The organism is Streptomyces sp. NBC_01471, assembly GCF_041438865.1.
GTDB lineage: Bacteria > Actinomycetota > Actinomycetes > Streptomycetales > Streptomycetaceae > Streptomyces.
On record NZ_CP109450.1, the window covers coordinates 7,310,717 to 7,325,301 of the forward strand.

The 14,585-nt window shown below is 73.1% G+C and carries 10 protein-coding genes; 4 read left to right on the forward strand and 6 right to left on the reverse strand.

The features are described 5' to 3' along the window. Positions 1-136 precede the first annotated feature (136 nt). On the forward strand, positions 137-1,333 hold the full coding sequence (locus OG285_RS33060; RefSeq protein WP_371793150.1) for an MFS transporter: 1,197 nt from the start codon (positions 137-139) through the stop codon (positions 1,331-1,333). A gap of 173 nt (positions 1,334-1,506) precedes the next feature. Here OG285_RS33060 and OG285_RS33065 read toward each other — a convergent pair whose 3' ends face one another. The 6 genes from OG285_RS33065 to OG285_RS33090 form a co-directional block, all read right to left on the reverse strand. Further along, the gene (locus OG285_RS33065; RefSeq protein ID WP_356832326.1) at positions 1,507-2,934 is read right to left on the reverse strand and encodes an adenylosuccinate lyase family protein; all 1,428 of its coding nucleotides are present in this window, start codon (positions 2,932-2,934) and stop codon (positions 1,507-1,509) included. Then, on the reverse strand, positions 2,931-4,958 hold the full coding sequence (locus tag OG285_RS33070; protein WP_371793151.1) for an FAD/NAD(P)-binding protein: 2,028 nt from the start codon (positions 4,956-4,958) through the stop codon (positions 2,931-2,933). The genes OG285_RS33065 and OG285_RS33070 overlap by 4 nt, the downstream gene beginning before the upstream one ends. 55 nt (positions 4,959-5,013) lie before the next feature. Further along, positions 5,014-6,270, reverse strand: coding sequence for an FAD-dependent monooxygenase (locus tag OG285_RS33075; RefSeq protein ID WP_371793152.1), 1,257 nt, complete (start codon positions 6,268-6,270; stop codon positions 5,014-5,016). Next, positions 6,267-7,841 carry an AMP-binding protein gene (locus tag OG285_RS33080; RefSeq protein ID WP_371793153.1) on the reverse strand — a complete coding sequence of 525 codons (1,575 nt, stop codon included), beginning with the start codon at positions 7,839-7,841 and terminating at the stop codon, positions 6,267-6,269. The genes OG285_RS33075 and OG285_RS33080 overlap by 4 nt, the downstream gene beginning before the upstream one ends. A gap of 94 nt (positions 7,842-7,935) precedes the next feature. Next, entirely contained in the window at positions 7,936-8,478 is a 543-nt protein-coding gene (locus OG285_RS33085; RefSeq protein ID WP_356832318.1) for an SRPBCC family protein, read from the reverse strand. Between the two features lie 88 nt (positions 8,479-8,566). Next, the gene (locus OG285_RS33090; RefSeq protein ID WP_356832316.1) at positions 8,567-9,007 is read right to left on the reverse strand and encodes a GNAT family N-acetyltransferase; all 441 of its coding nucleotides are present in this window, start codon (positions 9,005-9,007) and stop codon (positions 8,567-8,569) included. 93 nt (positions 9,008-9,100) lie between these two features. On the opposite strand from OG285_RS33090, the gene OG285_RS33095 reads away from it, so the two are divergent. The 3 genes from OG285_RS33095 to OG285_RS33105 all read left to right on the forward strand — a co-directional run bounded on the left by OG285_RS33095 (position 9,101) and on the right by OG285_RS33105 (position 14,432). Next, positions 9,101-10,090: an NADPH:quinone reductase gene (locus OG285_RS33095; protein ID WP_356832314.1), complete on the forward strand. Its 990-nt coding sequence runs from the start codon at positions 9,101-9,103 to the stop codon at positions 10,088-10,090. A 167-nt stretch (positions 10,091-10,257) separates the two neighbouring features. Beyond that, complete coding sequence (locus OG285_RS33100) at positions 10,258-11,424, forward strand: exonuclease SbcCD subunit D (RefSeq protein WP_371793154.1); 1,167 nt, start codon at positions 10,258-10,260, stop codon at positions 11,422-11,424. Continuing rightward, entirely contained in the window at positions 11,421-14,432 is a 3,012-nt protein-coding gene (locus OG285_RS33105) for an AAA family ATPase (protein WP_371793155.1), read from the forward strand. Before OG285_RS33100 ends, OG285_RS33105 begins: the two co-directional genes overlap by 4 nt. Positions 14,433-14,585 lie beyond the last annotated feature (153 nt).

The following is a 14,585-nucleotide window of genomic DNA, read 5'->3' on the forward strand; positions in this document are numbered from 1 at the left end:
GATCCTGAACATTTTTATCCTGATACTCAAGGGGTTGAACCATGACCGATCGTCCGGAACTCATCGGTGGGCGCGAGGCGTTGCCCTGGCGGGCGGCGGACCCGCGACCGCTGCGGCACCGGATCGGGGGCAGGGCATGACGGCCCTCGAAACCCCGACGCCGACCACCGGTACGGGCCGGTCACCGCTGCGGGGGTGGCTGGCCGTTTCCGCCGTCACCCTGGGAATCTTCTCCCTGATGACGTCCGAACTGCTGCCGGTCGGCCTGCTCACTCCCGTCGGATCCGAGCTGAACGTCTCCGAGGGGACGGCCGGACTGATGGTCACGGTGCCCGGTCTGGTGGCCGCGGTGTCGGCGCCGCTGATCACCGTGGGCGCCGGCCGGGTGGACCGCCGGCTGGTCCTGGCGGTACTGATCGGCCTGGTCGGCGCGGCCAACCTGGCCTCGGCCTTCACCCCGAACTTCGCCACCCTGCTCATCGCCCGCTTCCTCATCGGCGTGAGCGTCGGCGGCTTCTGGGCCATCGCGGGTGGTCTCGCCCTGCGGCTGGTGCCCGAGAAACACGTCCCCCGGGCCATGTCGGTCATCTTCGGCGGTGTGTCGACCGCCTCCGTCCTGGGGGTGCCCACCGGCACCCTGCTCGGCGACCTGAGCGGCTGGCGCACCGCCTTCGCCGCGGTCGGGGTGCTCGCTCTGGCAGCGCTGGTCTGCCTGGTGCTCATGGTGCCGCCGCTGCCGGCGGCCCGCACGATCACTCTTCCGGAACTGCCCGGACTCCTCCGCGAGAACGCGGCGATCCGCATCGGTGTGCTGGCCACCTTCCTGCTCATCACCGGCCACTTCCTCGCGTACACGTTCGTCCGCCCGGTCCTCCAGGACATCTCCGGCTTCGACGGCAACACGACCAGCTCCCTGCTGCTCGTCTACGGAGTGGCGGGCATCGTCGGCAACTTCGTGGCCGGTTCACGGGCCGCGACGCACGTCCGGCGGACCTTGCTCGTCATCGCGATCGTGCTGGCGGCCGCCATGGCGCTGATCCCCGTCCTCGGCACCGGACATGTCGGCGGGGTCATCCTCCTGGTCGTCTGGGGTCTCGGGTACGGCGGAGTCTCGGTGAGCCTGCAGACCTGGATGCTCAAGGCCGCCCCGGAGGCGAACGAGGCCGCCTCGTCCCTCTTCGTCCTGATGTTCAACCTGTCGATCGCCCTCGGGGCCCTGATCGGAGGGTTCGTCGTGGACGGTTCGACGTCCGGTGTCCTGTGGCTGGGCGCTGCCCTCGTCGTCCTGACCGCGGTGGCGGTGGGCTCGTCCAGGAAGGCGCGACTCGCCTGAGGGCGCGCCGCCGGGACTCCGCCCGAGTGTGATCCCGGTAGGTCACCGGCCCCCATGAACCGCCGCGTTGCGCCGACCGTCCTCGGCGCAACGCGGCCAGAGGTCGGCCCCCGCGCGTTACCCCCGGTGCGCGGGGGCCGGCCCATGCCGTGGCAGGCTCCGGCGGCCGTCTCTCAGGTCATCGTCCGGCGCAGCGCGCGGTCGACCAGCGCGGCCGCGGCACCCGTGTAGCGCTCCGGATCGCACAGCTCGGCCAGCTCGGCCACGCCCAGATGTCCTTGCAGTTCCGGAGCCCCGGCCAGGACGTCGTGCAGCGGCCGGGCGGTCCGCACCGCTGCCGTGGACGCCTCGCTCAGTACCCGCTGAGCCGCCGCTTTCCCGATCCGGGGCGCCAGCACGGCCGCGATCCGCTCCGAGACGATCTGGCCCCCGGTGAGTTCGAGGTTCGCCCTCATCCGCTCAGGGCGCACCTCCAGACCCCCGGCCAGTTCCGCCGCCGTGTGGGCGGCCCCGCCGGTCAGCCGCAGGCACTCCCGCAGCAACTGCCACTCTGCGTGCCAGACACCGGCGGACCGCTCGTCCTCCGAGACCAGGCACTGGGTCAGTCCCGTCGCCAGGACGGGTACTTGCAGCGCGGCGCTGCGTACCAGCGTGGCCAGGACCGGATTGCGCTTGTGCGGCATGGCCGAGGAGCCTCCGCGGCCGGCGGCGGTCGGCTCGGCCACCTCGCCGACCTCCGTTCTGGTCAGCGACTGCACGTCGACGGCCATCTTGGCCAGCGCCCCGGTGGTGAAGGCCAGGGCTGCCGCGAGGTCGGCGACCGGGGTGCGAAGGGCGTGCCAGGGCACAACGGGCCGCGCCAGTCCCGTCTCCGACGCGAAGGCGTCGAGCAGCCGGTCGAGGTAGCCGCCCGGGTCCGGCTGCCCGATGGCTCCGACCGCGCCGCCGCCGTCGATCCGGGCGTACTCCAGGTACCCGGCGAGCGTTCCCGCGGCCCCGCCGAGGGCGACGGGCAGCCCTCCGTCGAGAAGCCGGCCGAGCCGTGCGTCCGCTTCCAGGACGAGGTGCCGCCAGCCCGCCGCCTTCAGGCCGAACGTGGTGGGCACGGCGTGCAGGGCCAGTGTGCGGCCCGCCAGCACGGTGTCGCGGTGCCGGCGGGCGAGATCTTCCAGGGCCGTGGCCACCCGGGCGAGATCGGCCCGTACGATCCGCAGCGCCCGGGCGGCGACCAGCATGGCGCCGGTGTCGAAGATGTCCTGGCTGGTGGAGCCGCGGTGCACGAACTCCGCGGCGGCCGGGTCGTCGGCCGCCACCGCCCGGCTGAGCGCCCGCACGAGGCCGACGACCGGGTTGGCGGTCTCGCGGGACGCGACGGCCAGAGCCCGCAGATCGAGGCGGTCCGCCCGCGCCGCCCGGGTGATGGCGTCCGCGGCCGGCCCCGGCAGGGTTCCCAGCCGGGCCTGCGCACGGGCCAGGGCCGCTTCCGCGTCCAGCATCGCCTGGAGCCAGGCGCGGTCGCAGACTGCCGCTTCGACAGGTGTGCCGGCCCGCACGGGGGACAGCAGACCGGCGTCGGTCAGCGCATCGGACGCCTCGCTCATACGATCACTCCCAGGAGGTCGGCGTCGGTCGCGGCCGGGCGTACCGCGGCCGGGACATGAGCGACCGGCGGAAGGGCGAGAACGGCGCGGGCGATCCCGTCGGAGTCGGCCAGGGTCACGGAGTCCACTCCCGGCCGGATTCCGGCCGCTGTCACCCAGTGCACGGACTCGGTGGGAACCCCGTAGGCGAACCGGCGCGGGTGGGCGTGGCCCTGTGGGCCGAGGACGTGGTAGGGCCGCGGGGTCACGGCGAGCCCTCCGGTCTCGTAGCCGCCCCCCCGGCCGCCGGGGATCCGGTAGGTGGTGCACTGACCGGTGTTCAGCAGATGGCGCAGGAGCGGATCGGCGGTGCGGCGCAGATCCGGCTCGGGCAACCGCGCCTCGATCAGCACCTGGGCCCGCACCGGAGGGCCCGGCACGAGAGCGGAGTCGGCGACGAAGGCCGGGTCGACGGTGTCGATGCGGATACGGGTGCCCGGACCCGTGATCTCCAGGATGCCCGCTTCGATGAGGGCGCCCATCTCCTCGATACGGGAGGCCGGCGGGCCGATGGAGAGGTAGGCGTTCAGCGGTGTGTACCAGCCTTCGAGGTCGTCCCGGTGCGAGTCGCCGTCCAGGCCCCCGTGGTCGACCGCGAGCCGTACCTCGTTCCGCAGGTCCCGCAGGACGTCCAGTGCGGCCTTGAGCGGGCCGCTGACGTTGCCCGCTCTCGCCTGCCGCACATCGTGCGCCAGGTAGTCCAGCAGCCAGGCCCGGAATCCGTCGCGATCGGTGAAGACCCGGTCCCCGTAGGGCTTGGTGAGCCGTTCCCAGCTCCAGCGGTCGGCCGTGCCGATACGCCAGGCGTCCAGCAGCGCCGACGGATCCTGTCCCAGGGGCAGGGCCAGGTACTGCTCGACGAAGGGCTCGCGGTCCGCGGCCCGTCCCCGGGCCGCCAGCAGGGTGCCGTAGTAGACGCTCTCCACTTCCCGGGAGATGACCGGCCACAGCTCCGCGGCGAAGCGGACCCCGCCGCCGTCCGCCGGCCGGCTGCGGAGCCCGTCGATCACCTCCGGGGTCAGCAGCCGGGGGAAGTACCGTCCGAAGGCGCCCTTCTCGTTCTCGCCGCGGGCCTGATACGGAATGCCGCGACGCGAACTCGCGCAGAGCAGCGGTTCCTGTCCCGAAGGCCGGTACACCAGGCGCTCGCCCTCCCGGTCGAAGGTCCCGCCGCGCCCGGCGGTGAACAGCGCCATGTGGTCGAAGAAGTTGAGGCCCAGACCACGCAGCAGCACCGGACGGCCCGGCTCGATCCCGCTGAGGTCGAGGTCCGCCGGGTTGGCCGGAGTGATGTACGTGAGGTGGTGGATACGGGCGAGACTCGCCGTCCCCTCCTCGTGCGGGGTGAGGCGGGCCGAGACGTGACCGAGCGCGAGGACGACGGCGTCCAGGTGGTCGAGCCGCGTACCGTCCTCCAGCCGGACGCCCTGCGGCCCGCCGGGCACGCCGTGTGTGTCGGCCATCGCGACCGCCCGCGACCGGTGCACATGGACCGTCACATGGGCGGGTGCGTGGGCGACCATGTGCCGGAACCGGTCGGCCAGATAGCTGCCGTAGAAGGCACGGGTCGGGTAGGTGTCCGGTCCCAGCACACGGGCCTCGGCGAGGGTCGCCGCCTCGATGGTTCCCGTCCCGCCTTCACTGTCGTCGGCCTGCCCGCCGTCCCGGCCGTCGTCGGCCCGGGCGGCCTCGACCAGCTCCTGGGCCCAGTCGTGGAGGCTCGGACCCGGCTCGACCGGCCCGTCGATCTGTGAACTGCCGTCGGTGTAGACGGTTATCTGCGAGGCCACGGTGTTCATCAGGAGGTGCCGGGACTGTTCGGTGCGCCATACGGCGCCGGCGCCAGGCGTGGCCGGGTCGACGACGTGCACCGTCACCGACGGATGCGAGGGGGACCGCCGTTCGTTGGCGCACAGCCGCTCCAGCACGGACAGTCCGCGCGGGCCGGCGCCGACGACGCAGACCTCGATACGGCTGCTGCTCATAGCGGGCACTCCGATCTCAGATGGCCGATGGTGATCAGTGAGGCGGGCGGCACGGTCATGCTTCCGCCCGCCGGGGGGCGCGTACGGCAGGGCCCGGGCCGGGCAGCGCATCCGCCGAGTCGAAGGTCCGGGCGCCGTGCATCCAGGCCACACGGTCGTGCAGCTCGGTCGCCGACAGGGAGGACAGCAGCGCGTTCCTCGCCCGGGCAGCCGGGCCGGCCGGATGCCACAACTGCGTGCTGTGGCGGGCGAGAAGCTGGATCTGGGCGGTCCGGTCGCGCCGTTCGGTGTTGTACTTCTCGAACCGCGCGGGAAGTTCGTCGGCGGCATCGCCGAGCAGGCTGCCGAGCAGCACGGCGTCCTCCAGTGCCTGACAGGCGCCCTGGGCCGCGTAGTGCAGCATCGGATGGGCGGCGTCGCCCAGCAGGGCCACCCGCCCGTCCGTCCAGTCACGCACCGGTTCACGGTCCACGAGCACCCAGGACCTCCAGTCCTCGCCCAGTTCGAGCAGCCGGTGCGGAACGTCACCCAGGGCCGTGAACTCGCGGCGGACGCGCTCCCGCGTCACAGGGACACCGGAGAACGCCTCCGTCGCGCCGTCGTCACGGCTGGCGGCGAGGTTCAGGTACTTCCCGCCGGCGATGGGATAGTGCACGAAGTGACAGCCCGGGCCGGCCCACCAGGTCACGGTGGGGGAGCGGAGCTCCTCGGGCACGCGCCCCATCTCGATGACGGCACGGTGGACGGTGAGCCCGGAGACGACCGGCGGGCCGTCGCCGACGAGTTGCCCGCGCAGCGCCGAGTGGATGCCGTCGGCGCCGATCACGGCGTCTCCGCTGACCCGGCGGCCGTCGTCGAGGACGACCGTCGCACTGGCGCCGTCCTGCTCGTAGCCGGCGACGCCGCTGCCGCTGCGCAGTTCGACCGCACGGTGGCGGCGGCACGCGTCCAGCAGCAGGCCGTGCAGTTCGGCCCGGTGCACGACGACGTACGGATTTCCGAAGCGGCGCCGGTACCCGTCGGTGAGCGGCATGCTCGCCACGTGCTCACCGGTGACCCCGTCCATGAACCGCAGGGCTTCCATCCGTACGGCGGTTTCCCGTACGGCGTCCCCCAGACCGAGGCGGTCGAGGGCGTGCAGGCCGTTCGGCGCCAGCTGAATACCGGCGCCGATCTCGGCGAAGCGGTCGGCCCGTTCGAGGACCAGCACCTGATGGCCCTGCCCCGCGACGGCGAGTGCGGCCGCCAGTCCGCCGATGCCGCCGCCGACGACGACTGCCCGCGCCGTCCTGCTCCTTCCGCGCTCCCTCACGCCTGCCGGCCCTCCGCTGCGAGGAGCCGCGCGAGCTCCAGCCTCTTGATCTTGGTGGTGGCCGTCTGCGGCAGATCGTCCAGCCGCTGGTGCACGGGCGCGGCCATGGGCGGCAGGCCGGCCGCCGCGGCCTCCCACGCCGCCGGATCCAGCGGTTTGTCGTCCTTGGTGCAGACGACAGGCACGGCCGTGCCGTCCGCGCCGCGCACGATGACCACCTCGTTCAGCTCCGCCAGCCTGCCGAGCAGGGTGTCCTCGGCGGCCAGCGTGCTGCCGAACCCCTCGATCAGATCCACCTCCCGGTCGAGGAGGTGGACGCACCCCCACTGCGTCCGGTAGCCGACGTCGCCCATCCGCCACCATCCGCCGTCGGAGACCTGCTGCTCATAGCGGTCGTGCTCGCCGAGGTAGGTCACGATGCGGCCGTCGCTGCGCACCTCGATGTATCCCGGGCTGGCTTCCGACGGCGCCCGGCCGGCACGGCTGACGACGCGGACCTCCGTCATACCGGGGAACGGCATCCCGACGCAGCGCCCGTCCGCCTCCGGGGCCCGCCGCCGGGTGAACGCGCGCACCACGGCCGGGCCCACCTCGCTCTGTCCGTAGAGCTGGCCGAAGACCGGGGCGGTACGCCGTGACGCCCGCAGCAGCCGGTGCACGGTCCGCGGGTGGATGGCGTCGAAGGTGCTGCTGAAGAGCTTGACGTTCGCCAGTGGCTCACGCGGGTCGTCCGCCAGCTGCTCCCACTCCATGAAGGAGTTGGGGTGCGCCTCCAGGACGCCGGGACGGATACGGGCGAAGAGGTCGCCCACCCGCTTCACGTCGGAATCGGCGAGGACCACGATCGGGAATCCGCGCAGCAGCGAGATGGCGAGCGCGGTGAAGAGCCGGGAGTGCACGAACGACACGTGCAGGGCGATGGTCTCGCGCCTGACCAGGATGGGAGCGACGGCCAACAACTGGGGCCGGTACCGGGCCTGGAGGCTGTGGCCGGTATGGACGGCGAGTTTCGGTGTACCGGTGGTCCCCGAGGTGTGGGTGATGAGCGCCGGACGCTCGGGAGGCAGGTCCACCGGAGCGACACGGCCGACGCCGGCCAGCGAGGTCAGGGAGGTGGCTCCGTCGTGGGCTCCGGTGGTGAGCAGCACCCGCTCCGCCAGCTCGAAGACCGTGTCCGGCAGCTCCTTCGCGAGCTTGTCGGGGTCGGTCACCAGGAAGGGCCTGCCCACCCGCCGGATCAGTTCCGCGACCGTCGTGCCGTCCAGTGCGGGGGACAGGAGCACGGGTACGGCGCCGATGCGGGCCACCGCACAGGCGAGGAGGATGATGTCGAACCCGTCCGACTTGTGGACGACCACCTTCTGACCGGGGCGTACCCGCGCGGCCCACAGCCGGGAGGCGAAGTCGTCGACGATGTCCGCCACTTCGGCGACGGTCGTCCGCAGACCGGCCGACGGCGCGATGCCCAGTTCGTGGTCGAGAATCAGAACATTCGCCGGATGCCGGGCCGCTGCCCGCTCGAAAAGCGTTCCCAGCCGGAATCCGCGATTTCCTGTGCGCTGTAGAAGCATGCCGCCAAGCTCTCGTCGGTGGACGGAGGATCCTGCCGCCGCATGCTGGTCACTGCTTCGGCCGGAGAGTTCAGGAGTCGAATTGCGGTACTGCTCAGCCCTTGTCGATGACGGCCCTGACGCGCTCCAGGGTGGCCGTCACATCGGCCTCCACCTTGGCGCCCCATTCACTGAAGAACCGTCGCTTCTCCTGCTCGTCCATCTCCGCGACAATGCCGCGGATACCCTCGGTCGCCCGGTCCATACGGAAGTGGTGGGTCAGAGTGCATCCGCCTTCCGTGGGCTCGATGTCGAAACCCCAGACGCTCTGCTGCCTGTTCCCGGAGGTGTCGCGCATGGCCCAGCGGAACGTGAGACCGGGGTCAGCGGCGACGACTTCGGCTTGAGTGATCCACTTTCCCCGGACGACCGGTGCCCAGGCGACGACGCTCTCGTCGCGCAGGTTCTCACCCCGGAAAACGGCGCCGACCGTGGCGGGTTCGCCGGAGACCCATTCGCCTCCGAGGCATTCGGAGCTCCATTCGCCACTGCGGGGCAGATCGCTGACGACTGCGTACACATCCTCCGGCGCCGCGGACACGTCCACGCGGGCGCGGAGTTCGAAGAGCGGGGATTCATCACTGATGCTTCGGTCCATGCCCGGAAGCTTGCAGATGTCCCGCGCCGCCGGTCAAAGCCCGGGGTCCGGGTCTGTCAAGTCGTCTCGCCGGCCCCGTCCCGTGCCGTCAGTCCGGGCTGATGTCCCGGGCGAAGTGGTGGGCCGCGATCACCATGCGGCGGGCGTGGTAGAAGCGGTGGGCGCCGTGATTGGCCACCCCCGAGTCGAGTTCGATCCGGGTGCAGCCGGCGCGCCGGGCCCGCGTCTCCAGTTCCTCCATCAGCAGGCTTCCGACGCCACCCGACCGCACCCGCGAGTCGGTGACCAGGTCGTCGACGAACAGCAGACGGCCGCGGCTCGTCGCCAGCGTCCGGTGCGTCGCCACGCCCACACACCGCCCGTCCGAGTCGTAGGCAGCGGTGAAGACAAGACCCTGCCGATGGGCCTCCTCGGCGAAAGCCATGAACGCCGTCTCGGTGAGATCCGGCCGCAACGCCCGCAGGAGCGGGCCTATTTCGGCTCGCATGGCGGCCTGTCCGGGCATGATGTCGGCTGTTGTCAGTTCCACACCGGCACCCTATGACCCTGCCGCCGGGCCGAGTTGACGGACAACGGCTCCGGTCCGCGACGCTCCGCGCGGGCTGTGTCATGATCCGTAGCCATGCATGCCGCCTACATAGAACAGCTCGGCACACCGGACGTCATCCGCTACGGAGAGCTGCCGCAGCCCCTGCCCGGCCCCACCGACGTACTCATCGATCTGCTGGCCACCACGGTCAATCCGGTGGACACCTTCGTCCGTTCCGGAGCCTTCCGCACCCCCGTCGGCTTCCCGTTCGTGATCGGCCGGGACCTGGTCGGCAGGGTCTCCGCTCTCTCCACGGCCGGTTCGGGAGCACCGGGCTTCGCGGTGGGCGATCTGGTGTGGAGCAACAGTCTCGGCCACGGTGGCCGGCAGGGGGCCGCCGCCGAGCAGGTCGTGGTGGCGGCGGACCGGCTCTACCACCTGCCCGACGGTGTCGATCCGTACGAGGCGGTGGCCGTGGTGCACCCCGCCGCGACGGCCTATCTCGCCCTGTTCACCCACGGCAGGATCCGCGCCGGTGAGACGGTCGTCGTCGCCGGAGCCGCGGGGAACGTCGGGAGCGCGCTGGTGCTCATGGCCGTACGGGCAGGTGCCCGGGTCGTCGCCACCGCCGGGGCGCGGGACGCCGGGTACTGCCGCTCGCTCGGCGCCTCGGAGGTCCTGGACTACCGGGATCCCGACCTCTTCCAGCGCATCCGGGCCGTCACACCGCACGGCGTGGACCTCTACCTCGACACCGCGGGCGAGAACGATCTGACGAACGCCGTCGATCTGATGGCGCTCCGCGGCAGGATCGTGCTCCTCGCAGGGGCCCGGTCCCGGCCCGTCCTGCCGGCGGGACCGCTCTACATGAAGGACTGCTCGGTCGTCGGCTTCGTCATCTCCCACGCCACCGCGGCGGAGCTGGCCGAGGCCGCCGTCACCGTCAACGGTTTCCTCAGCGAGGCCCGCCTGCGGCCCCGCGCCACCGAGACCCTCCCGCTGAGCTCCGCGGCGGAGACCCACCGCCGGATGGAAGCCGGCCGGCTCCACGGCAGAAGGGCCGTCCTCCGCCCGGACCACTGACGGCGCACCGGCGGCATCGCCCCTGACGCCGGTGGCAGACTGAGGCCCGTGATGGACTGGGCGGCGTCCGGGGCCGGCATACCCGATGACGCCGGCCGGGTCCGGCACTCGTCCAGTGCTGGTCCGGTAAGAGGAGTGAGGGTAAAAGTGCAGGTCGGAGCAGTACATTGAGGATCCTGCACACATCTGACTGGCACCTGGGCAGGTCCTTCCACCGCGTCGGCCTCCTCGACGCCCAGGCCGCGTACCTGGACCACCTGGTGGCGACCGTACGGGAGCGCGAGGTGGACGCGGTCCTGGTGGCCGGGGACGTCTACGACAGGGCGGTACCCCCGCTCGCCGCCGTTGAGCTCTTCGACCGGGCGCTGCACCGGCTCGCGGATGCGGGCGTCGCGACGGTGATGATCTCGGGCAACCACGATTCGGCCCGCAGACTCGGAGTGGGCGCGGGTCTCATCCGGCTGGCCGGAATACATCTGCGCACCGATCCGGCGGACTGCGCCACCCCGGTGATCCTCTCCGACCGGCACGGCGATGTGGCGCTCTACGGGCTGCCGTACCTGGAACCGGCCCTGGTCCGCGACGAGTTGAAGGCGGTCAGGGCGGGGCACGAAGCCGTGCTGACCGCCGCGATGGACCGGGTGCGCGCGGACCTCGCGGGCCGGGCCCCCGGCACCCGCTCCGTGGTCCTGGCGCATGCCTTCGTCGCCGGGGGAGAGCCCAGCGACAGTGAGCGCGACATCACCGTCGGCGGGGTGGCCGCCGTACCGGCCGGAGTCTTCTCCGGCGTCGACTACGCGGCACTCGGCCATCTGCACGGCAGCCAGACGCTCACCGAGCGGGTCCGCTACTCGGGCTCCCCGCTCGCCTACTCCTTCTCCGAGGCCGCCCACCGCAAGACGATGTGGCTGATCGACCTCGGCCCCGCCGGGGAGATCGACGCCGAGCGGATCGACTGCCCCGTCCCCCGCCGGCTCGCCAGGATCCGCGGCCGTCTTGACGCGCTGCTGGAGGACCCGGCGCTGGAACGGCACGAGGAGTCCTGGGTGGAGGCCACACTCACCGACCCGGTGCGGCCCACCGAGCCGATGGCCCGGCTGACCGCGCGCTTCCCGCACACGCTCAGCCTGGTCTTCGAGCCGGACCGGAGCACCGGGGACCCGCTCCCCTCCTACGCCCAGCGCCTCAGGGGACGCACCGACCAGCAGATCGCGGAGGACTTCGTGGCCCATGTACGGGGCGGATCGGGACCCGACGCGGCGGAGCGGGGGGTCCTCTCCGGTGCCATCGACGACGTACGCGTCGACGACGGGGCGAACGAGGTGCCGCGATGAGGCTGCACACCCTGCGCATCGCCGCCTTCGGCCCTTTCGCCGTACGCCAGGAAGTCGACTTCGACTCCCTCTCCGAAGCCGGCCTCTTCCTCCTCCACGGGCCGACCGGCGCGGGCAAGACCTCGGTGCTCGACGCCGTGTGCTACGCGCTCTACGGAGCGGTACCCGGCGCACGGCAGACCCCCGGCGCCTCCCTGCGCAGCGACCACGCCCCGGCGGGGGAACCCACCGAGATCTCACTGGAGCTGAGCGTCGGAGACCGCCGGCTGGAGGTCACCCGGCTGCCCGCCCAGCCGCGCCCCAAGAAGCGCGGCGAGGGCTTCGTCACGGAGAAGGCGCAGAGCAGACTGCGCGAGTACGACCCGCTGACCGGCAACTGGCGGTCGCTGAGCAAGTCGCACCAGGAGATCGGCGAGGAGATCACCCAGCTCATCGGGATGAGCAGGGAGCAGTTCTGCCAGGTGGTGCTGCTGCCCCAGGGCGACTTCGCCCGTTTTCTGCGGGCGGACGCGGAGGCGCGCGGAAGGCTCCTCGGCCGGCTCTTCGACACCCGGCGCTTCGCCGCCGTCGAGGAGCGCCTCGCCGCACTGCGCCGGACGGCCGGGACACAGGTGCTCGCCGGTGACGAACGGCTGCTGACCCTCGCGCACCGGATGGCCGAAGCCGCGGGCACGGCCGCCGACGACTGGCCGCTGCCCGCCGACCGGCCGGGCGAACCGGGCCTCGCGGAGGCCGTCCTGCAGTGGGCCGCGGTGGCCCGCAGCGGAGCAGGCGAACGGCTCGACATCGCTCGGGCCGCGCTGTCCGCGGCGGAGAGCCGGCAGGCCGCGGCCCGGACCGCGCTCGACGACCAGCGCGACCTGGCCAGGCTTCAGGAGCGGTTCGAGCAGACGCGCCGCCGCGCCGACGAGCTGGCGAACCGCCGGAGCGAGCGCGAGGAGCTGCGCGCCAGGCTGGACCGGGCGCGCCGGGCGGAGCGGGTCGCCGACGCGCTGGCACGGCGCGACGACGCGGTCCGGGAGCACCGCGAGGCCGTCGGCGCCCGGGAGCGCGCCCGGCGCGAGCTCCCCGCGGAGCTGGCCGAAGCGGGCGCGGACCAGCTGTCCGCGCTGGAGCGCAGGCTCCGCCAGGACCTCGGGGCGCTGGACGCGGCGCGGCGTGCCGAGCGGCGCAGCGCGGAGATCACAGCCGAGCGCGCGGGCCTGGACCGCCAGGCGCACGCGGACGACGAGGTGATCCGCGAAGCGGCCCGCTGGCTGGCCGACTGGGACACCGTCATCCGCCGCTGCCAGGACCGCATCGAGGCCGCGCAGGAAGCGGCGAACCGTGCCGAGCAGCTGGCAGGACAGCTCGAACCGGCCCGCCGCCGGCTGGAGGCGGCCCGCGCCCGCGACCGGCTCAGCACCGACGCGGCGGCTGCGGAGGGGCGGCTGAACGCCGCGCGCGAGCGGGCGAACGCCGCCCACGAGACCTGGCTGGACCTGAGGGAGCGCCGGCTGCGCGGTGTCGCGGCCGAGCTGGCGGCCGGACTGCTGGACGGCGAGCCCTGTGCGGTGTGCGGCGCGGCTGAGCACCCGGCGCCCGCCAGGCCCGGGGCGGGGCACGTGGACCGCGCCGCGGAGGAGGCGGCGTACGAGACGCACACCCGCGCCGACGAGGTCCGTGCCGAGGCGGAGCACGCCCTCGGCGCCGTCCGCGAGGCGGTCGCGGAAGCACGGGCGGGGGCGGGCAGCGCCACCGCCGCTGAACTGGCCCGTCTCGTGGACGAGTTGCAGCGCGCCCACGCCGAGGCGCACAGTACGGCCGCCGGGATGCACGCCGCCCGGGAGGAGCGCGCCCGGGCCGAGCGCGAACACACCGGGCGGACCGCCGCCCAGCAGCAGGCCGAGCGCCGCTCGGCGGCCCGGACCTCGCAGCGCGAGGCGCTGGAGCGGGAGCAGGCCGCGATCGAGGAGGAGCTGGTGCGGGCGCGCGGCGGTGCGGGCAGCGTCGCCGACCACGCAACGCTGCTCAAGCACCGGATGGGGTTCCTGGACCGGGCGGCCGACGCCGTACGCACGGTCGACACCACCGCCCAGCGGCTCAAGGAGGCCGACGACCGGCTCGCCGACGCTGCCTTCCGGGCCGGGTTCGACACCCCCCAGGCGGCCGCCGCCGAACTGACCGGTGACAGCGAACAGCGCAGCCTGCAACAGCGCCTGGACGCCTGGCAGGCCGAGGAGGCGGCCCTCGCCGAGCGCCTCGCCGAGCAGGACGCGGCCGACGCGGCCGGTCGCCCGCCGGCCGACCCCGGCCGCGCCCGGGCGGAGTTCGACACCGCCGAGCGCGCCTTCCTGGAGGCGTCGTCGGTACTGGACGCCGCAGCCCAGCGCTGCACCGCGCTCCGGCGGCTCTCCGGGCAGGCCGCCGACGAGCTGACCGGCCTCGGTCCGCTGCGCACCGAGTACGACAGAGTGGCCCGCCTCGCCACCCTCACCGCCGGCACATCGGCCGACAACGAACGGAAGATGCGTCTGGAGTCGTACGTCCTGGCCGCGCGTCTGGAGCAGGTCGCCGCCGCGGCCACCGTCCGGCTGCAGACCATGTCGGGCGGGCGCTACACCCTGGTCCACTCCGATGCCAGAGCGGGCGGCCGGGGCCGCTCCGGGCTCGGGCTGCACGTGCTGGACTCCTGGACCGGCCGGGAGCGCGACACCGCGACCCTGTCCGGGGGCGAGACGTTCTTCGCGTCACTCGCCCTCGCGCTGGGCCTGGCCGACGTGGTCACCGACGAAGCGGGCGGCATCCGGCTGGACACGCTCTTCATCGACGAGGGGTTCGGAAGCCTGGACGACCAGACGCTGGACGACGTGCTCGACGTCCTGGACTCCCTGCGTGAACGCGACCGCAGCGTCGGCATCGTCAGCCATGTCGGCGACCTGCGCCGCCGGATCCCGGCCCAGCTGGAGATCGTCAAGGAGCAGAGCGGCTCGGCGGTCCGGCACCACTCGGCGGGAGCCTCCCGCTGAGCCGGGGGCAGCGCGGGCGCGGCCGTTCCGGCCGGGGCGGGGAGTGGACGACGCTGTGGTGACCGCCCCGGCGGGCCCGGCCGACTGCGGCTGCTGACGGCGGTCGGGCCCGCGCATCCCGCGCGCGCCCGGCCACCGCCGCACCGTGCCGGA

Excerpts from the sequence above, each read along its gene's own strand:
- OG285_RS33070 (WP_371793151.1), bottom strand. The coding sequence starts at position 4,958 with ATGAGCAGCAGCCGTATCGAGGTCTGCGTCGTCGGCGCCGGCCCGCGC.
- OG285_RS33085 (WP_356832318.1), bottom strand. The coding sequence starts at position 8,478 with ATGGACCGAAGCATCAGTGATGAATCCCCGCTCTTCGAACTCCGCGCC.
- OG285_RS33060 (WP_371793150.1), top strand. The coding sequence starts at position 137 with ATGACGGCCCTCGAAACCCCGACGCCGACCACCGGTACGGGCCGGTCA.
- OG285_RS33105 (WP_371793155.1), top strand. The coding sequence starts at position 11,421 with ATGAGGCTGCACACCCTGCGCATCGCCGCCTTCGGCCCTTTCGCCGTA.
- OG285_RS33095 (WP_356832314.1), top strand. The coding sequence starts at position 9,101 with ATGCATGCCGCCTACATAGAACAGCTCGGCACACCGGACGTCATCCGC.
- OG285_RS33080 (WP_371793153.1), bottom strand. The coding sequence starts at position 7,841 with ATGCTTCTACAGCGCACAGGAAATCGCGGATTCCGGCTGGGAACGCTT.
- OG285_RS33065 (WP_356832326.1), bottom strand. The coding sequence starts at position 2,934 with ATGAGCGAGGCGTCCGATGCGCTGACCGACGCCGGTCTGCTGTCCCCC.